15 protein-coding genes and 1 tRNA gene are annotated in these 17,747 nt (G+C 59.4%); 9 read left to right on the plus strand and 7 right to left on the minus strand.

From position 1 onward, the window contains the following. Nucleotides 1-31 precede the first annotated feature (31 nt). Together ABFT80_RS21185 and ABFT80_RS21190 are read left to right on the plus strand one after the other, a co-directional pair. Complete coding sequence (locus ABFT80_RS21185; RefSeq protein ID WP_347973942.1) at nucleotides 32-376, plus strand: VOC family protein; 345 nt, start codon at nucleotides 32-34, stop codon at nucleotides 374-376. Nucleotides 377-483: 107 nt separating this feature from the next. Continuing rightward, nucleotides 484-558, plus strand: a tRNA-Gln gene (locus ABFT80_RS21190). 267 nt (nucleotides 559-825) lie between these two features. Here the strand turns inward: ABFT80_RS21190 and ABFT80_RS21195 are convergent. From ABFT80_RS21195 to ABFT80_RS21210, 4 genes are all read right to left on the minus strand, one after another. Continuing rightward, nucleotides 826-1,005 carry a Flp family type IVb pilin gene (locus ABFT80_RS21195; RefSeq protein WP_347973943.1) on the minus strand — a complete coding sequence of 60 codons (180 nt, stop codon included), beginning with the start codon at nucleotides 1,003-1,005 and terminating at the stop codon, nucleotides 826-828. Nucleotides 1,006-1,442: 437 nt separating this feature from the next. Then, nucleotides 1,443-4,901 (minus strand): chromosome segregation protein SMC, encoded by a 3,459-nt coding sequence (gene smc / locus ABFT80_RS21200; RefSeq protein WP_347973944.1) that lies wholly within the window; start codon nucleotides 4,899-4,901, stop codon nucleotides 1,443-1,445. A 75-nt stretch (nucleotides 4,902-4,976) separates the two neighbouring features. Further along, a complete protein-coding gene (locus ABFT80_RS21205; protein ID WP_347973945.1) occupies nucleotides 4,977-5,690 on the minus strand; it encodes a DsbA family protein in 714 nt (237 codons plus the stop codon). A gap of 139 nt (nucleotides 5,691-5,829) precedes the next feature. Then, nucleotides 5,830-6,327 carry a DUF721 domain-containing protein gene (locus tag ABFT80_RS21210; protein WP_347973946.1) on the minus strand — a complete coding sequence of 166 codons (498 nt, stop codon included), beginning with the start codon at nucleotides 6,325-6,327 and terminating at the stop codon, nucleotides 5,830-5,832. Nucleotides 6,328-6,375: 48 nt separating this feature from the next. Between ABFT80_RS21210 and mutY the strand changes: the two genes are divergently transcribed. Both mutY and ABFT80_RS21220 read left to right on the plus strand, forming a co-directional pair. Beyond that, on the plus strand, nucleotides 6,376-7,488 hold the full coding sequence (gene mutY, locus ABFT80_RS21215; protein WP_347973947.1) for an A/G-specific adenine glycosylase: 1,113 nt from the start codon (nucleotides 6,376-6,378) through the stop codon (nucleotides 7,486-7,488). Between the two features lie 18 nt (nucleotides 7,489-7,506). Further along, nucleotides 7,507-8,118 carry an HAD family hydrolase gene (locus ABFT80_RS21220; RefSeq protein ID WP_347973948.1) on the plus strand — a complete coding sequence of 204 codons (612 nt, stop codon included), beginning with the start codon at nucleotides 7,507-7,509 and terminating at the stop codon, nucleotides 8,116-8,118. 83 nt (nucleotides 8,119-8,201) lie between these two features. Here ABFT80_RS21220 and ABFT80_RS21225 read toward each other — a convergent pair whose 3' ends face one another. Further along, nucleotides 8,202-9,335, minus strand: a complete 1,134-nt coding sequence (locus tag ABFT80_RS21225; protein WP_347973949.1) for a site-specific DNA-methyltransferase — start codon at nucleotides 9,333-9,335, stop codon at nucleotides 8,202-8,204. A 152-nt stretch (nucleotides 9,336-9,487) separates the two neighbouring features. Between ABFT80_RS21225 and ABFT80_RS21230 the strand changes: the two genes are divergently transcribed. Further along, nucleotides 9,488-10,177 carry an HAD family hydrolase gene (locus ABFT80_RS21230; protein WP_347973950.1) on the plus strand — a complete coding sequence of 230 codons (690 nt, stop codon included), beginning with the start codon at nucleotides 9,488-9,490 and terminating at the stop codon, nucleotides 10,175-10,177. Between the two features lie 2 nt (nucleotides 10,178-10,179). On the opposite strand, the gene ABFT80_RS21235 is transcribed toward ABFT80_RS21230, so the two are convergent. Further along, nucleotides 10,180-10,737 carry a hypothetical protein gene (locus ABFT80_RS21235; protein WP_347973951.1) on the minus strand — a complete coding sequence of 186 codons (558 nt, stop codon included), beginning with the start codon at nucleotides 10,735-10,737 and terminating at the stop codon, nucleotides 10,180-10,182. 111 nt (nucleotides 10,738-10,848) lie between these two features. Here ABFT80_RS21235 and thrC point away from each other — a divergent pair, with 111 nt between their 5' ends. From thrC to ABFT80_RS21255, 4 genes are all read left to right on the plus strand, one after another. Further along, nucleotides 10,849-12,243 carry a threonine synthase gene (thrC, locus tag ABFT80_RS21240; RefSeq protein ID WP_347973952.1) on the plus strand — a complete coding sequence of 465 codons (1,395 nt, stop codon included), beginning with the start codon at nucleotides 10,849-10,851 and terminating at the stop codon, nucleotides 12,241-12,243. Between the two features lie 14 nt (nucleotides 12,244-12,257). Then, on the plus strand, nucleotides 12,258-13,550 hold the full coding sequence (locus tag ABFT80_RS21245; RefSeq protein WP_347973953.1) for a M16 family metallopeptidase: 1,293 nt from the start codon (nucleotides 12,258-12,260) through the stop codon (nucleotides 13,548-13,550). Nucleotides 13,551-13,565: 15 nt separating this feature from the next. After that, complete coding sequence (locus ABFT80_RS21250; RefSeq protein ID WP_347973954.1) at nucleotides 13,566-14,162, plus strand: GNAT family N-acetyltransferase; 597 nt, start codon at nucleotides 13,566-13,568, stop codon at nucleotides 14,160-14,162. A gap of 84 nt (nucleotides 14,163-14,246) precedes the next feature. Further along, nucleotides 14,247-17,054 carry an EAL domain-containing protein gene (locus ABFT80_RS21255; protein ID WP_347974064.1) on the plus strand — a complete coding sequence of 936 codons (2,808 nt, stop codon included), beginning with the start codon at nucleotides 14,247-14,249 and terminating at the stop codon, nucleotides 17,052-17,054. Here ABFT80_RS21255 and ABFT80_RS21260 read toward each other — a convergent pair. After that, entirely contained in the window at nucleotides 17,045-17,653 is a 609-nt protein-coding gene (locus ABFT80_RS21260; protein ID WP_347973955.1) for a YqgE/AlgH family protein, read from the minus strand. The genes ABFT80_RS21255 and ABFT80_RS21260 overlap by 10 nt on opposite strands. Between the last annotated feature and the right edge of the window lie 94 nt (nucleotides 17,654-17,747).

A 17,747-nucleotide genomic window follows, 5' to 3' on the forward strand; every position in this document is an offset into this window, starting at 1 on the left:
ATTAAGAACATATCAGGAACAAGAGGCAGAAATGAAAACCACCGGAAAACTGGACTATCTCGAAATGCCTGCAGTCGGCGGCACGCTCGACAGTGTGAAAGCGTTTTACAGCGCTGCCTTCTCATGGTCTTTCGTGGATTACGGTCCAACCTATTCCGCCTTCGATGAAGGCCTGGAAGGCGGCTTTCATACGGACGCGCAGGACAATTCCGGCAGGCCTCTGCCGGTTCTCTATTCGGAAAATCTGGAAGAAACGCTGGATGCGGTTCAGAGTGCCGGCGGCAATATCGTCAAGCCGATATTCACCTTTCCCGGCGGGCGCAGGTTTCATTTCACCGATCCAGCCGGAAACGAGCTTGCCGTCTGGGGCGAGTGATCGCACAGCTTTCGCGCGAATAAATTCGATCCGGCAGTTTTGTCGCGATTGTGCTTTTCGTTTTGGCTGGATATAACGCCGCCAATTCCTGACTCGCAGTCAGCTTTTGGGGCGTAGCCAAGTGGTAAGGCAGCGGTTTTTGGTACCGCCATCCCCTGGTTCGAATCCAGGCGCCCCAGCCATGCATTTTATCTGCGGAAAACGATTGCTTATCCGATGAGCCATCCGAGAAGCGCGGATGCGGCACCGCTATAATAAGCAACGAATAGAATCCGAATGAATTCCAGTGGCGGCTTATCCAAGGCGGATCTTCGAACTCGTCCAAAGATTTAAGCCAGCGCTTATGATTTATCACATTTGTCGTGCCGCCATTGCTCCGTATTCCGCAAACTAGACTTCAAATAAAAAGAGCCGCCCGAAGGCGGCTCTTTTTATTACGATACTGCCAATCAAGGAACGGTCTTATCCTTGAGTGCATCGGAAATGTCCGTGAACTTTGAGTCGAGTTCGGTACCTACTAGGCCAGCGCCGGTGATGATTGCGACTGCGATCAGCGTTGCGATCAGGCCGTATTCGATAGCCGTTGCACCCGATTCATTCTTGACGAAACGCTTGAGAAGATTGGTCATGTGATTTCCTTTGCCCCGTTGTCTGACTTTCGTTGAAGCCGACCTCAAACTAACAACGACCGATTTCTTTCCAGTTAAAAAGATTGGTAAAGTAATTGTGTACTTTTCTATACTTAATAACGCGCTACTTTTTGCTTCGTATTTGAACTATAGTTTATGTAAACGCTTTGCTTTAGGACTTCGGCCTTAAACCCCACTCTGGACGCTAGAGCGGTTCCTGTTTTGACGGAATCGCGAGGCACCCCCTTCTGCCCTGCCGGGCATCTCCCCCTCAAGGGTGGAGATTACTCTGTCGTGAAAGCGCAGCACCAATCGCCGACGTTCCAAAATACATGCGGAGAGTTGTGCCAGCCAATCTCCACCCTTGAGGGGGAGATGCCCGGCAGGGCAGAGGGGGGTTCTGTCCCGCCGGCGTTTCTGTTTCAAGATGAAGGACGCTAACTCGCTTCGCGCATCTCTTCAGCCGCCTGAAGATCGACCGAGACGAGCTGGCTTACGCCCTGCTCTGCCATGGTGACACCGAACAGGCGGTTCATGCGCGCCATGGTGATGGGGTTGTGCGTGATGATGACGAAGCGCGTTTCGGTCGTGCGCGCCATTTCGTCCATCAGATTGCAGAAGCGCTCGACATTGTGGTCGTCGAGTGGTGCATCGACTTCGTCGAGCACGCAGATCGGCGCGGGGTTGGTGAGGAACACCGCAAAGATCAGCGCCATTGCGGTCAGCGCCTGCTCGCCGCCGGAAAGCAGCGTCATGGTCTGCGGCTTCTTGCCGGGCGGACGGGCGAGGATTTCCAGCCCGGCCTCAAGCGGATCGTCGGATTCGATGAGCTGCAATTCGGCCGTGCCGCCGCCGAACAGATGCGTGAATAGTCGCTGGAACTGCGTGTTCACCACATCGAAAGCAGCCAGAAGGCGCTCGCGCCCTTCGCGGTTCAGGCTCTGGATCGCCTGACGCAGCTTGCGGATTGCTTCGACAATGTCTTCGCGCTCGGAGACGATCGCCTCAAGCCGCTCGGAAAGCTCGCTCTGTTCTTCCTCGGCGCGCAGATTGACCGCGCCCAGCCGTTCGCGCTCGATTTTCAGGCGCTCGAGCTGTCGCTCGATATGGCCTACATCGGGCATTGCATCGTCGGGTCCAAGCCCCGTCATCTTGATGACCAGATGCGGCTGCGTGTTCAGCGCTTCATGAATGCGCGCCTCGATCTCGGCGCGACGTTCGTCTGCGGCGGTCAGCCTTTCCTCGGCGCGTCCACGCGTTTCGCGCGCTTCGGACAGTGTCTGGATGGCAGCGGTCGCGGCCTTGTCGAGCGCGGCCTGTCTGGTTTCAGCTTCTTGCAAACGGTCGGCTGCCTGCTTGCGCAGCGCCTCGGAGTCCGAAAGCTGCGAAAGAAGCGCGCGGCGTTTCTGGTCGATTTCGTCGGGCGCATCGGCCAGCATTTCGCGCTCGTCCAGCGCCTCGGCACGCCGCTCTGCCAGTGCCTCGATATGGCCGGATGCGTTTTCGGCGCGCAAAATCCAGCTTGCGCGCTCGGCACCAATCGCCGTCAGACGACGCGCCCGCGCATCAGCTTCGCGCTGCAGACCATCATGAACGGCGCGCGCATCGGCAAGTGCGGAGCGATCTTTCGAGACATTCGAAGCAAGCTGCTCCAGCCGCGACTGCAAATCGCTGAGGTCGGGCGCCTGATCGAGCGCGGCTTCGGCCTCCATCAGTGCGGCCACCGCTTCTTCATGCCCGTCGGAAAGCCGCGTGCGCGATTCCTCAAGTGCGGAACGGCGGCTGGACAATTCGCCGGACGCCTTTTCAGCCCGCGAAAGCGCCTCTCGCGCTTCGCCAAGCCGCTGCTGCGCCTCGCGCCAGGCCTGACGCGATTGCGTCTCTGCTTCGCTCGCCAGACGCAATGCATCGGCTGCATCGGCAAGTGCTGCCTCCGCCTCACGAACCTTCACGGTTGCGGCAATCGCTTCCGCATCGAGTTCCAGAAGCCGGTTCTTCTGGGCAAGGCGTTGCGCGGCAGGTGTCGGTGCATCGGCGCTTGCCGTCAAACCGTCCCAGCGCCAGAGCGCGCCTGCCTTGCTCACAAGTCGCTGGCCGGGCGCGAGCAGCTTCTGAACGCGAGAACCGTCCGCCGCATCGACAATGCCGATTTGCGCCAGTCTACGGGAGAGCTGACGCGGGGCACGCACGACGCTGGCGAGGCTTTTCACCCCATCCGGCAACGCCGCATCGGACCCAGCCTGCTCCATATCGCCCCAGTGAACAGGTGCCGAGCGGTCGAGCGGCACATCGAGGTCTTCGCCAAGTGCCGCACCAAGCGCGGTTTCAAAACCGCGATCCACGCTGATCTGTTCGAGAACGGCAGGGAAAAGATCCGTGCCGCCGGAATTCAGGATTTTCGCGAGCGTGCGCGCTTCCGTCTCGATGCCTGCAAGTTTGGCCTTGGCTTCCTGCAAAGGTCCGCGCGCTTCCGCCTCGCGCGCTCGTGCTGTTGCCACCGCCTGCTCGGCGTCGCCTGCTGCGATTTCGGCGTCCTCAACGGCGATCTGCGCTTCCTCAGTCAGTTGCCGCTTTTCTTCCGGATCGGCAAGGGATGAAATTTTGGAGGCGATTTCCGAAATTTCGCGGTCCATGTCGGCCAATTGCCGCGCGAAACGGTCCCGTCTTTCCGTGGTTTCGCGCAAGGAACGCTCGATTTGCGTGCGCGAAGCTGCGGCATCGGCGCGTTCGGAGGTCAGCTTGGCCAGCGCGCTTTCGCTCAGGGCCAGCGTCGCAGTCGCTTCCTCGAAGGCCGACAATGTCGTCGCTTCGCGGTCGGCAGCGTTCGCATTGTCGTCGTTGAGCGCGCTTTCTTCGGCCGTCAGCCGGGCCAGAATGTCCGCATTGTCGCGAACCATCTGCTCCTCGCGCGAAATATCGGCGTCGAGCTGTTGCAGGCGACGGTCGAGTTCCGACTGGCGGTTGCGGATGCGGCCAGCTTCTTCTTCGATCTGCGATTTCGCGATCGACAGGCGCTGGACGGTCGCCGCCGCTGCTGCTTCCGCCTCGCGCAGTTCCGGCAGGCGGTGCGCACTGATCGCCTGCTCTTTGGCGGCATTCATCTGTTCTGCGGCGCGGTCGCCGACCTGTGCGGTGGCGGTGGCGAGTGCCGAACGCGCCTCGCCTTCCTGCAATTTCGCCTGCGTCCAGCGCAGATGGAAAAGGATTGCCTCGGATTTGCGAATATCAGCCGACAGATTCTTGAAGCGCGAAGCCTGCCGCGCCTGACGTTTCAGGCTTTCGATCTGGCTTTCGAGTTCGCCGACGACATCGTCCAGCCGTTCGAGGTTCTGTTCGGCAGCGCGCAGTCGAAGCTCGGCCTCGTGCCGCCTCGTGTGCAAGCCGGAAATGCCAGCAGCTTCTTCCAGAAGCGCACGGCGCGCCTGCGGCTTTGCCTGGATGAGTTCGCCGATGCGCCCCTGCCCGACCATGGAGGGCGATCGCGCGCCTGTGGATTGGTCGGCGAACAGAAGCTGCACATCCTTGGCGCGGGCTTCCTTGCCGTTGATGCGATAGACGGAGCCCGCCTCGCGCTCGATACGGCGCGACACCTGCAATTCGTCGGCGTCGTTGAAGGCGGCGGGCGCGGTGCGATCCGAATTGTCGAGGAAAAGCGTGACTTCAGCGGTGTTTCGGGCGGGCCGTGTGCCGGAACCGGAAAAGATCACATCGTCCATGCCCGAGGCGCGCATGTTCTTGTATGAGCTTTCGCCCATGACCCAGCGCAGAGCTTCGACCAGATTGGATTTGCCGCAGCCATTCGGGCCGACAATACCTGTCAGCCCGCGCTCGATGACGAACTCACCGGGCTCTACGAAGGATTTGAAGCCGAGAAGGCGGAGCCGGGAAAACTTCATAGTCCCGGCACCTTGATAAAGAGCGCCTTGATTTCGGGCGCGCGAAAGGGTCGCCGCGCCCGCGTCAGGTGCAGATCAGAGCATGCCGTCGATAACCGCCGACATTTCATCAATCGACATCGCCCCTTTGTAGGTCTGGCCGTTGATGAAGAAGGTCGGTGTCGAGTCGACCCGGAATTCATCAGCGCCGCGTGTCCGTACTGCTCTCACATCGTCCAGAAGTTTCTGGTTGGTCAAGCAGGCTTCGAAAGTCTCTTGTGAAAAACCTGCCAGTTTCGAGATCTGGAGCAGTGCATCCTTGGCATTTTCCACAGGAACCCAGCTTTGTTGCTGCTTGAACAACACTTCGACCATCGGGAAATAATTGTCGTTTGCGCAGCGCGCCAGCATGAAACCTGCCTCGGCGCGCGGATCGAACGGGAATTCGCGGAAAATCAACCGCACCTTGCCGGTGTCGATGTATTTCTTCTTGAGTTCCGGATAGGTCGTGTTGTGGAACGCAGCGCAGTGGCCGCAGGTCATCGATGCATATTCGACGATCGTTACCGGCGCATCGGCATTGCCGACGATCTTGTCCGGCAATGCACCCGGCTCCAGCAACTTCTTCATATCGACGGTGCCCTGCGATTGAGGGGCAGCAACGCCGGAGGGCGCAGGCGTCTGTGGCGCTGCCGGCTCGCTCGTCTGAGCGTTGGCCTGCCCGCTATCGCTGCAAGAAGCGAGGAACAGGGCCGCCGGCACTGCGGCGAGCGATGCTAGGACGGTTCTGCGTGGAAGAGAGCGGTTCATGCGAATCACCTGACTAGGGTTTAATTTTGCGATGCATATGCACCAGAAAGCGATAGCCACCACGAACTAGGCCATCCCTTTCCCCAATCCAATTGGCAAAGGATGCAATTCTGTTCACGAATACGAGAGAAAAACGGCATTATTTCTTCGATCCGAGGATTGTAGCGCCGAGACGCTCGAGCGAAGCACGCAAACCCTCATCCTCGATCTGGCTGACGGTTCCGGCAATGCGCGTCTTTTCCGGCGAAGTCAGCGGGCGCAGAACGGGCTTCTGCTTTTGCGGAGCGGCATTCACGGTCTTCTGCACGATGCGGATGCGCGCCACCGCATTGTACCCCAGAAAGGTGTTCACGCGACCGATGATCTCGCCGGTTTCGTGGCTTACATGGAGTGCCGCCGGACCTTCGCAAGCTATAATGAGCGTTGCGGGCTGAAACGGGTCGTCCTCATGCAGACGGCGCGGCCACTGGATTTTCTCAGGGCGCGTGGTGCGGGCAAGCCGCGTTCCGACGATTTCTTCCCATGATTGGACGAGCCCGATCGAAATACCGGCGCGCTTGCGCAGCAGCGGGTCCAGAATTTCGCTGGCAAGGTCGCTGACGGCAACAGCATTGCCGAATTGCCTTTTCCCTGCCATGTCCATCCTCCAAAAGCCGTTCCTAACATGAGTCATCGCGCAACCGAAATGGCCCTAGCGGACAAAACCAAAAGTGATGTGAACCCAGACCGGCAAACGGCGCAACGCCTGCTTGCGTGGTACGACGCGCATCATCGCGATCTGCCGTGGCGTACGCCGCCGCATGCGCTGGCTTCCGGCACACGTCCAGACCCTTACCATGTCTGGATTTCCGAGATCATGCTGCAGCAGACGACGGTTGAAGCCGTAAAACCTTATTTCCGCAAATTTCTGGAAAAATGGCCAAGCGTGGCCGACCTCGCTGCGTCAGAGACCGACGATGTGATGAAGGCCTGGGCGGGACTTGGCTATTATTCGCGGGCGCGCAACCTCAAGGCCTGCGCCGATTTCGTCGCTGAAAAACTGGGCGGCAAGTTCCCCGACGCGGAAGATGGCTTGCTGGAATTGCCGGGTGTCGGGCCTTACACGGCGGCGGCGATCGCCGCCATCGCGTTCACGCGACCGGCGGCGGTGATGGACGGCAATGTCGAGCGCGTCATGAGCCGCCTGTTCGAAATCACGACGCCCCTGCCCCAGTCGAAACCGATCATCCGCGCGCTTTTGCTCGATATATTGCCGGAGGCACGACCGGGCGACTTCGCGCAGGCGATGATGGATTTGGGTGCCACGATCTGCACGCCAAAGCGGCCGCGTTGCATGCTCTGCCCGGTCAGGGAAGATTGCCGCGCGCTTCTGTCGGGCGACCCGGAATTGCTGCCAATCAAAGCCCCGAAAGCCGAGAAACCGCAGCGGGTTGGAGCAGCCTTCGTTGCGTTTGCGGAAGACGGTTCGGTGCTTCTGCGCAAGCGCCAGACCAGCGGCCTGCTTGGCGGCATGACGGAGGTTCCGACAACGGGCTGGACAGCGCGGATCGATGGCATTTCGACCGTAGACGGCGCACCTTTTTCAGCAGACTGGCAAAAGGCCGGTCAAATCTCGCATGTTTTCACGCATTTTTCCCTGGATTTGACGGTTTTTCGGGCCGAAATTTCACGTTTCGAGCCGTCGGGCGACGATTGGTGGTCGCCACCCGACGAATTGCGCGGCGAGGCCCTGCCTACGGTCATGAAGAAAGTGATCGAAGCCGCCATACCGGGAGCAACGAAAGCTCCAAGACATTAATCAGGAAAGAGGTACAGCATGACGGAAATCCGCCACATCGTATTCGACATCGGCAAGGTGCTGATTCACTACGATCCGAACATCCCGTTCAGCCGCCTCATTCCAGACGACCAGGAGCGGGCTTGGTTTTTCGACAATGTCTGCACGGGTGCGTGGAACATAGAGCAGGATCGCGGGCGTACATGGGCCGAGGCCGAAGAGCTTCTGATTGCGGAACATCCCGGCCATGCCGAAAACATCCGCAATTTCCGCCTGCACTGGCACGAAATGCTGCCGCATGCCTATGACGACAGTGTGGAAATCATGGAAGGGCTGATCGATGCGGGCCATGATGTGACGCTTCTGACCAATTGGGCTTCCGACACGTTCAAGGAAGCCCGCCAGCGCTTTACCTTCCTCGAAAAGCCGCGCGGCGTGACGGTTTCGGGCGATATTGGCCTGATCAAGCCGGACCTCGCCATTTATGAGCGCCATGCCAGCACTTTCGGTCTTCAGCCTTCCGCGACTATTTTCATCGACGACAGCCAGAAGAATGTCGACGCTGCGAAACAGGCGGGATGGCAGGCATTGCTGTTTACAAATGCAAAAACGCTCGAGGCGGACCTCGAGCGTCTTGGAATCAGGCGGTGATTGGGAAACGCCTGATACGGTAAACTCTGTTTCTGCATGATCCTTATCCGAAAAGTCTGCAACTTTTCGGGGTCATGCAGGGGCTAAGCCCCTGCCCGCTCCATTCCGAGCCGTGCAATGCGGCGCAGTTCGTCGAGCTGGTTGAGGCCGCCATTGCGCTCATAGTGCCAGAAGGTCCAGCCATTGCAGGCATCCAGGCCCTGCACATGCGCGCCGATGCGGTGGATTGAACCCGCAGCATCGCTAACGGCCAAAGTGCCATCGGCACGAACCTTTGCGGCGTAGCGCTTCTTGGCGTCGTAAAGGGTTGCGCCCGGCTTGATGAGGCCGGTGTCGATGAGGCTGACAAAGGCGACACGCGGCTCGGCACGCTTGCCGGTAAGTACCTGCAAATCAGCTAACTGAAGCGGCTGCACGGAAGCGATACGGTCGTAAGCTGCCTCGATATAGGCATCTTCGCGCTCGACGCCGACGAAGTGACGGCCAAGGCGCTTTGCAACCGCGCCGGTCGTTCCCGAACCGAAGAACGGGTCGAGTACGATGTCGCCCGGCTTGGTCGATGCCATCATGACGCGGGCAAGAAGCGCTTCCGGCTTCTGGGTCGGATGAACCTTGTCACCATTCTCATCTTTCAGGCGCTCGGAACCGGTGCAGATCGGGAAAAGCCAATCCGAGCGCATCTGGACGTCATCATTGGAAGCCTTCAGCGCGTCATAGTTGAAAGTGTAACCTTTTCCCTTTTGGTCGCGGGAAGCCCAGATCATGGTTTCATGGGCATTCTGGAAGCGACGGCCACGGAAGTTCGGCATCGGGTTGGTCTTGCGCCAAACGACATCGTTCAAAATCCAGAAGCCCAGATCCTGCATGGTCGCGCCGACGCGGAAAATATTGTGATAGGAGCCGATCACCCAGATCGTGCCGTTCGGTTTCAACACGCGGCGAACGGCCAGAAGCCATGCGCGGGTGAAAGCGTCATAGGCCTGAAAGCTTTCGAACTGATCCCAATGATCGTCGACCGCATCGACTTTCGACTGGTCGGGGCGATGCAGATCGCCTTCGAGCTGAAGATTGTAGGGCGGATCGGCGAAAACGACGTCGATCGACTTTTCCGGCAATTTGTTGAGAGCCGCCACACAATCCCCTTTGAGGATCGTGTCGAGCCATTCGGATGTTTCAGGACGATGGGAAAACTGGTCGAGAGGACGCACGGCCGACATTCTGATACCCGATCTACGCGTTACTGTTTACACCTCGTTATGGTTACTGTTCAGCGTAAATATTTAGTGAACTTGCCTTCGAAATTTGCGGCGGCGGCAGCGATCGTGTATGTGACGGGCCAATTCCCTCCCTGCTTCACATCCGGAAAGTCATGTCCCAGCCCGATCTCGTCATATTCGATTGCGACGGCGTTCTCGTCGATTCCGAAATCATCGCAGCCCGCGTGGAAGCCGATCTCCTGACGGCGGCAGGTTTCGAGATTTCCCCCGAAGAAATTTCCGAAAATTATGCCGGACTGACCTTCAAGGACATCATGCTGCGCATAGAGGAACAGGCGAAAATCCCGTTCCAGATTTCGCTTCTGGATCAGGCCGAAGAGCTGGTCGATCGCCGCCTCAAAAACGAGGTCCGCGCGATCGAAGGCGTGCATCAGGCCGTTGCTTCTGTGCCGGTCAATTATTGCATCTGTTCGAATTCACGCACGGAACGCATCGAGTTCATGCTGGAAAAGACGCAGTTGCTGCCATTTTTCAAGGGCCGCATCTTTTCGGCGCTCGAAACACCAACCGGCAAGCCGAAACCTGCGCCCGACGTCTTTCTGCTCGCCGCCGAAAAGCTTAACGCCAATCCGGCAAACACCTTCGTCATCGAGGATTCGGTGCATGGCATCACCGGCGCACGTGCAGCCGGTATGCGAGTCATCGGTTTCACCGGCGCGTCGCACAGCTATCCGAGCCATGCAGACGCACTAACGGAGGCCGGCGCAGAGACGGTTATCCGTCGCTGGGCCGATCTGCCGGGCGTTCTTGCAGCGCTTTCCGAATGGTCGGAAAACGCTTGAGCTTACTTCTTGGAGGGCGGGCCTTCGTCGAAGCCCGCGAAGACCTGAACGCTTCGATCATTGGGCATCGGGAAGCTGACAGCCGCATCGTTGAAGACGAACTGCGTGGAAGCAGCGCCCGCCGAAACCTGATGCTGATGAAGCTTCGAATAAAGGACTTCATCGCCGCGCACGACCGCAATGCGGATCGGCATGGTGATGTTTCCAGCAGACCCTGCCGGGCCGGGCACGATGCGTCCGGCAACAGCGACATTCATAGTCATCGTGCCATCGCCGCGCGCGCAGCTTCTGGTCACGTCGCTGATGGACGCCTGATAGATGATCTTCGATGGATCATCCTGGCCGCCCTTCGCATAGGTGTTGAAATAAGCGGTTCCTTCGCGCAGCTTCACCTGCGGGCAGAAAGCGCGCAAATCCTCTTGCGTGACCTTTGGCGGGGCGGAGCCATCCGCTGTTTCCACGCCATTGTTACCGCTGGATTGGCAACCCGCGACAACAAGAATAAAGCTCGAAACCGAAAATGCGGTCAGAAGACGACCGTTGACAAATCGAAACGCCATGTACTGCAATTCCCTCTCGCAACGCTGCCGATCTATAGCAACCACTTGGCGAAAATGCGACTGACAGAATGTAGTTTTTTGAAGACCGTTTGACGCCACGGAAGGGTGAGCATGCAATATATCAGCAGCCGCGGAGAAGCCCCCGCACTTGGTTTCTCGGATGCCATTCTGGCCGGTTTGGCCCGAGATGGCGGGCTTTATCTGCCGAAAGAATGGCCGCAATTCAGCGCAGCAGAGATTCGCGCGATGCGCGGCCTGTCCTATTCCGATCTGGCAATCCGGCTGCTGACGCCGTTTCTCGGCGGTGAGATTTCCACACCTGTTTTCGAAAAACTCGTGCGCGAAGCCTATGGCACATTCCGGCATGAGGCCGTCTGCCCGCTGGTACAGACCGGCGCGAACAGCTTCGTGCTTGAGCTTTTCCACGGCCCGACGCTGGCGTTCAAGGACGTGGCGATGCAGCTCATTGCAAGGCTGATGGACCATGTTCTGGCCGAGCGCGGCGAGCGGGCAACCATCGTCGGCGCCACTTCCGGCGATACGGGCGGCGCTGCGATCGATGCATTCGCCGGGCGCGACCGCACCGACATCTTCATTCTCTTCCCGCATGGCCGCGTCTCGCCGGTGCAGCAGCGCCAAATGACGACTTCGAGCGCCAGCAATGTTCATGCGATAGCCGTCGAGGGCAATTTCGACGATTGCCAGTCGATGCTCAAGGACATGTTCAACGACCACCGCTTCCGCGATTCCGTTTCGCTTTCGGGCGTGAACTCGATCAACTGGGCGCGGATAATGGCGCAGATCGTCTATTATTTCTCGTCGGCTATTTCGCTCGGCGCACCCGACCGGCCAGTCTCCTTCACCGTTCCGACCGGCAATTTCGGTGATATTTTCGCGGGCTACGCCGCCAAGAAAATGGGCCTGCCGATCGACCGCCTGGCAATCGCCACCAATGACAATGACATTCTGGTGCGCACGCTGGCGACTGGCGAATACAGCATGAAGGGCGTGGTCGAGACCACTTCGCCTTCGATGGATATTCAGATTTCCTCGAATTTCGAACGCCTTCTTTTCGAGGCGACCGGCCGCGATTCAAATGCCGTTCGGCGCTATATGAGCAGCCTGAAACAGTCCGGCGCGTTCACCATCGACGCGGCTCCGCTGGCGAAAATCCGTGCCGAATTCGACGCCGGGCGCTCGACCATGGAAGAGACCGCAAAGACCATTCGCGACACGCTGGAAAAGAGCGGCTATCTGCTCGATCCCCATACGGCAGCAGCAGTTCACGTCGCCCACGAGACACAAGGCTCGACGCCGATGGTCATTCTGGGCACCGCGCATCCGGCCAAATTCCCGGCTGCGGTGGAGGCTGCTTGCGGCGTCGTTCCAGCACTGCCCGAATGGCTGTCGGGCTTGATGGAACGCGAGGAAAGGTTCACTGTACTTCCATCCGACCTGAAAATGGTCGAAGATCATATAGTTCGCCATGCACGCGCGGCGCGTTGAGGAGTAATAGTTATATGGGTGTTGAGGTAAGCCGTCTGTCGAACGGCCTGACGGTCGCAACCGAAACCCTTCCAAGCATCGATTCCGTCGCATTGGGTGTCTGGGTCAAATCCGGCGCACGCAATGAACGTGACGATGAACATGGGATGGCGCATCTTCTCGAACACATGGCTTTCAAAGGCACCGGACGGCGGACCGCCTTCCAGATCGCCTCGGAAATCGAGGATGTGGGCGGCGAAATCAACGCAGCAACCAGCGTCGAAACCACCGCTTTCTACGCGCGAGTTCTGTCCGACGACATGCCGCTGGCAATCGATCTTCTGGCCGACATTCTTCAGGATTCGAAGTTCGACCCGGAGGAACTGGAGCGCGAGCAGCACGTCATTCTTCAGGAAATCGGCGCGGCTCACGACACGCCCGACGACATCGTTTTCGACCGCTTCACCGAGACCGCCTTCCGCGATCAGACCATCGGCCGTTCGATCCTCGGCACGCCGCAGACCGTGAAATCTTTTACCTCGAAGCAATTGCACGCCTTCATGGAGCGCCAATACGGCGCCGACCGGATGATCGTCGTTGCGGCCGGCAATGTGAAGCACGACGATTTCGTCCGCGAAGTCGAAAAACGCCTCGGCACGTTCCGGGCCTCATCCGACAGCTTCACCCCGCAATTCGCGCAATATGTAGGCGGTGATTTCCGCGAAAACCGCGATTTGATGGATGCGCAGATCGTGCTCGGCTTCGAAGGCCGCGCCTACCATGTGCGCGATTTCTACGCCTCGCAGGTTCTGTCGATGATCCTCGGCGGCGGCATGTCTTCGCGGCTGTTTCAGGAAGTGCGCGAAAAGCGCGGCCTCTGCTATTCGGTCTATGCCTTCCATTGGGGTTTCTCCGACACGGGCGTTTTCGGCGTGCATGCCGCGACCGGCCCGAGCGACATCGACAAGCTCGTTCCGGTGATCATCCGCGAACTGGAACGCGCAGGCGAGCGCATCGGCCAGGAAGAGCTCGACCGGGCGCGCGCGCAGTATCGCGCAGGGCTCATAATGTCGGGCGAAAGTGCTGCCAGCCGCGCCTCGCAGATCGCCAGGCAGCTTCTGCTTTTCGGACGCCCGATCGCCAAGGAGGAACTCATGGAGCGTCTTTCGGCACTTACAGTGGACCGGTTGACCGATCTTTCGTCGCGCCTGTTCTCGACCACGCCGACGATTGCCGCGGTCGGGCCGATCGCCGCACTTCCGTCCTATGATTCCATTCGCGATTCGCTGCCGCTGTTCGATGCGGGGCAGCGTAAAGTCGCCGTCTGATACTTTCCTCGTGACATGTTCGCGCTCCCGTTCTTCCGCCGCGATCTACCGGTTCTAACGAGCGAGCGCATCGTCATGAGGATGCCGGTCGTCGGCGACTATCGTGATTGGGCGGGGCTGCGGCACGAGAGCCGCAGCTTCCTCGAACATTGGGAACCGCGCTGGTCGCCGGAGGAACTGGACAGGAATTCATGGCGCTTGCGGCTGGGGCGCTATCGCGAGGATTTTGCAAGCGGCGCGGCAATCGCATTCTTTATTTTCGAAAAAAGGTCTGGAAAACTTGTGGGCGGCATCACGCTCGGAAACATCCGCTACGGCGTCTCCCAATCCGGCCATATCGGCTATTGGGTGGGCGCGCGCTATGCCGGACAAGGGTTCATGACCGAGGCGGTGAAGCTGCTTTGCCGCTATGCTTTCAACACACTGAAGTTGCACCGGGTCGAAGCAGCCTGTATCCCGGAGAACAATCGTTCCATACGCGTGCTTGAAAAAGCCGGATTTCAGCGAGAAGGACTTCTACGCTCCTATCTCAAGATCAACGGGTTCTGGCAGGATCATTACCTCTACGGCCGGATTTGCGATGATCGGGACGATGTGAAGAAGAAGGGCTGATTGTTGGCGTATTCCTTTCCAATCCGGTTTCTGGCCGCACTGCTTCTAGTGCTGGTCGCAAACCTTGGCTTTCTGGCTCCCGCAATGGCGGTCGAGCCGATCAAGATTTCCCGCGACGATGTCGCGCTCAACCTCTCCGGCGCCGTCGAAATCTACCGGAACCAGGGTGAGAATTTTCAGGTTTCCACGGCACCCGGACCGGACGGCATCGTGCGCCGCATCGAGGTCGAGGCCAATGATGCGCGCTCCAGCGGCGACTGGGCCGTCTTCGCACTCGCCAACACAACCGACCAGCAGCTCGACCGCATCATCGTCGCGCCGCATTTCCGGCTGGTGAATTCCGGCATCTTCTGGCCCGATCTCGGTTCCAGCCGCATCGCCGCCATCACGCCCAGCGAGGGTTTTGCCCTCGACCGCCAGACAAGTGCCGATTCCGATGTGTTTCTGGTCACGCTGAACCCCGGAACCGTGGTGACGTTCATTGCCGAACTCGCCTCGCCGCGGCTGCCGCAGGTCTATCTCTGGGAGCCTGAATCCTACAAGGATTCGGTCAATTCCTACACGCTCTATCGCGGCATCGTCATCGGCATTGCGGGCCTTCTGGCGCTGTTTCTCACCATCCTTTTCGTCGTCAAGGGAACCTCAATGTTCCCGGCAACTGCAGCCCTCGCATGGGCCGTTCTTGCCTATATCAGCGTCGATTTCGGCTTCCTGAACAAGCTGATCGAGATAACGCCCGGCAATGAGCAGATGTGGCGAGCGGGCAGCGAAGTGGGGCTTGCGGCGACATTCGTCGTCTTCCTGTTCGCCTATCTCAACTTGAACCGATGGCACGGCCATTTCAGCTATGGTGCGGTGGTCTGGATATTCGGCCTGCTGGCCATTTCCGGCATCGCCATCATCGACCCTTCGATCGCGGCCGGTATCGCGCGGCTTTCCTTCGCCGCAACCGCCGTCATGGGCATCGGCCTGATCGCCTTCCTCGGCTTCCGCGGCTATGACCGCGCAATCATGCTGATCCCAAGCTGGGTGATGGTGCTGGCGTGGCTCGCATGTTCATGGATGACCGTTACCGGCATGCTGGACAATGACATCGTGCAACCGGCACTCGGCGGCGGCTTGATCCTCATCATCCTGCTGATCGGCTTCACCGTCATCCAGCACGCATTCGCAGGCGGCGCGCTTCATCAGGGCCTGTTCAGCGACATGGAACGTCAGGCGCTGGCGGTTTCGGGCGCTGGCGACATCGTCTGGGATTGGGACGTATTGCGCGACCGCGTCGTAACCCGCCCCGATGTCTGCGTGCAACTTGGCCTGCCGGCTGGCACGCTCGGCGGTGCTGCGCGCAACTGGCTGCCCGTTCTTCATGTCGATGACCGCGACATGTTCCGCACGACGCTCGACGTGGTTCTGGAACACCGGCGCGGACGCGTTGCCCAAAGCTTCCGCCTGCGCGGGGCCGATGGGCATTATCATTGGTTTGCGTTGCGCGCCCGGCCCGTCGTCGGCTCGGATGGGGAAGTGATCCGCTGCGTCGGCACGCTGGTCGATATCACCGAGCACAAGAAGGCCGAAGAGCGCCTGCTGCATGATGCCGTGCACGACAATCTGACCGGACTGCCGAACCGCGAATTGTTCATGAACCGGCTCGATGCAGTCATTTCGATTGCGAAATCGGAAGAGCGCGTGCGCCCGACCGTTTTTGTCATCGACATAGACCGCTTCAAACAGGTCAATGACGGGCTCGGCATATCGGCGGGCGACACGATCCTGCTTACCATCGCGCGGCGCCTGCACAGGCTCCTGAAGCCGCAGGATTCGCTGTCTCGCCTCACCGGCGATCAGTTCGCCTATATGCTGCTTTCAGAACAGGATCCGGCGCGCATCGCGGCTGTCGCCGATGCGATCAAGCAGGCGATCCGCTCACCCATCACCTTCGCCAAGCGCGAGATCGTGCTGACCGCCTCGGTCGGCCTCATCACCTGGACGAGCGCGCAGGCGACGGCCGACGACATGGTGAAGGACGCCGAACTCGCGATGCACCAGGCCAAGCGCTTTGGCGGCGACCGTATCGAGCCGTTCCGCCCCGCTTTCCGCTCGGCAGGAACCGACAGGTTGCAGCTCGAATCCGATTTGCGCCGTGCGATAGAGCGCAAGGAACTGACGCTTGCCTATCAGCCGATCGTGCGGCTGGAAGACGCGACAATTGCCGGTTTCGAGGCGCTTCTGAGATGGGATCACCCGCGCCGCGGCAATATTCCGCCGGCGGATTTCATTCCCGTCGCCGAAAGCTGCGGCCTGATCGTGCCGCTTGGCCTGTTTGCCATGCAGCGCGCAGCGGAAGATCTGGTCGGTTGGCAGAAGCAGATCAACGACGCGCCGCTTTCGGTTTCCGTGAACCTGTCCAGCAAGCAGCTTATCCGCCGCGATCTCGTCAGCGATGTGCGCTCGATCATCGCGCGGGCGGGCCTGAAAGCGCGGTGTTTCCGTCTGGAGCTGACGGAATCGCTGGTGATGGACAATCCCGAACAGACGACGCATGTGCTCGACAAGCTCAAGCAATTGGGCATCGGCCTGTCGCTCGACGATTTCGGCACGGGCTATTCGTCGCTCGCTTATCTGACGCGCTTTCCCTTCGATACGATCAAGATCGACAAGAGCTTCCTCGACGACACCACGCCGAAGCGCACGGTGCTGCTGCGCTCCATGGTCAACATGGCGCATGAGCTTGGCCTGTCGGTCGTGGCGGAAGGAATTTCGGATGAAAGCGACGCGCTGGAACTGCGCCAGATGGGCTGCGAATATGTTCAGAGCTTCATGTTCGGCCCGCCCGTATCAGGCGAGTCCGTGCTGAAGATGCTGAAGGAACAGTACCCGCTCGCTCAGGCGTGACCGGCCTTTGCGCTCAGATGCGCGAGGTCGATGCCGATTGACGCCATGAGGCGATCGTATTTGCGCTCGATGTCGGCATCGAACAGGAAGTCCGGCTGCGCCGGGCAGGTCAGCCAGCCATTTTCGGCGATTTCGTTTTCAAGCTGGCCCGCGCCCCAGCCCGAATAGCCAAGCGCCATCAGCGCCTGGCGCGGGCCGCGACCGGATGAAATCGCGCGCAATATATCGACCGTCGCAGTCAGGCACACCTCGTCGGAAACCTTCAGCGAGGATTCCACCCGATAGTCGTCCGAATGCAGAACGAAGCCGCGGCTGCGATCGACCGGACCGCCGTTTCTGACGACAAAATCGCGCGTTGCGGGCGGCAGGCGTATCGCCGCTTGCTCATCCATAATGCCGAGTTGAACCAGAAGATCGGGGAACATCATCTGCTGCGCCTGATTGATGATCAGGCCCATCGCGCCCTCTTCGCTATGCGCGCAGACGTAAATCACGGCGCGCGAAAACCGGTCGTCCTGCATGCCGGGCATGGCGATGAGGAACTGGTCTTCTAGAAAACCGCTGACAGAGCCGGTTTTTTTCTGGCGCAAAAGATCCATAGAAGCGAAGCTAGCGCCTTTCCACACCGCTTTAAAGATGCGGATAGGCCGTTATTTTCATATGTTTTCCAGAAACTTCACGCAAAAATGAAAC

This window comes from Foliimonas ilicis (assembly GCF_039939195.1).
Taxonomy (GTDB): domain Bacteria; phylum Pseudomonadota; class Alphaproteobacteria; order Rhizobiales; family Rhizobiaceae; genus Foliimonas; species Foliimonas ilicis.

Bases quoted from the DNA above. Each gene is read 5' to 3' on its own strand.
- ABFT80_RS21250 (WP_347973954.1), top strand. From the start codon at position 13,566: ATGTTCGCGCTCCCGTTCTTCCGCCGCGATCTACCGGTTCTAACGAGC.
- thrC (WP_347973952.1), top strand. From the start codon at position 10,849: ATGCAATATATCAGCAGCCGCGGAGAAGCCCCCGCACTTGGTTTCTCG.
- ABFT80_RS21220 (WP_347973948.1), top strand. From the start codon at position 7,507: ATGACGGAAATCCGCCACATCGTATTCGACATCGGCAAGGTGCTGATT.
- ABFT80_RS21205 (WP_347973945.1), bottom strand. From the start codon at position 5,690: ATGAACCGCTCTCTTCCACGCAGAACCGTCCTAGCATCGCTCGCCGCA.
- ABFT80_RS21245 (WP_347973953.1), top strand. From the start codon at position 12,258: ATGGGTGTTGAGGTAAGCCGTCTGTCGAACGGCCTGACGGTCGCAACC.
- ABFT80_RS21260 (WP_347973955.1), bottom strand. From the start codon at position 17,653: ATGGATCTTTTGCGCCAGAAAAAAACCGGCTCTGTCAGCGGTTTTCTA.
- ABFT80_RS21230 (WP_347973950.1), top strand. From the start codon at position 9,488: ATGTCCCAGCCCGATCTCGTCATATTCGATTGCGACGGCGTTCTCGTC.
- mutY (WP_347973947.1), top strand. From the start codon at position 6,376: ATGGCCCTAGCGGACAAAACCAAAAGTGATGTGAACCCAGACCGGCAA.
- ABFT80_RS21185 (WP_347973942.1), top strand. From the start codon at position 32: ATGAAAACCACCGGAAAACTGGACTATCTCGAAATGCCTGCAGTCGGC.
- ABFT80_RS21235 (WP_347973951.1), bottom strand. From the start codon at position 10,737: ATGGCGTTTCGATTTGTCAACGGTCGTCTTCTGACCGCATTTTCGGTT.
- ABFT80_RS21195 (WP_347973943.1), bottom strand. From the start codon at position 1,005: ATGACCAATCTTCTCAAGCGTTTCGTCAAGAATGAATCGGGTGCAACG.
- ABFT80_RS21210 (WP_347973946.1), bottom strand. From the start codon at position 6,327: ATGGCAGGGAAAAGGCAATTCGGCAATGCTGTTGCCGTCAGCGACCTT.
- ABFT80_RS21225 (WP_347973949.1), bottom strand. From the start codon at position 9,335: ATGTCGGCCGTGCGTCCTCTCGACCAGTTTTCCCATCGTCCTGAAACA.
- ABFT80_RS21255 (WP_347974064.1), top strand. From the start codon at position 14,247: ATGGCGGTCGAGCCGATCAAGATTTCCCGCGACGATGTCGCGCTCAAC.
- smc (WP_347973944.1), bottom strand. From the start codon at position 4,901: ATGAAGTTTTCCCGGCTCCGCCTTCTCGGCTTCAAATCCTTCGTAGAG.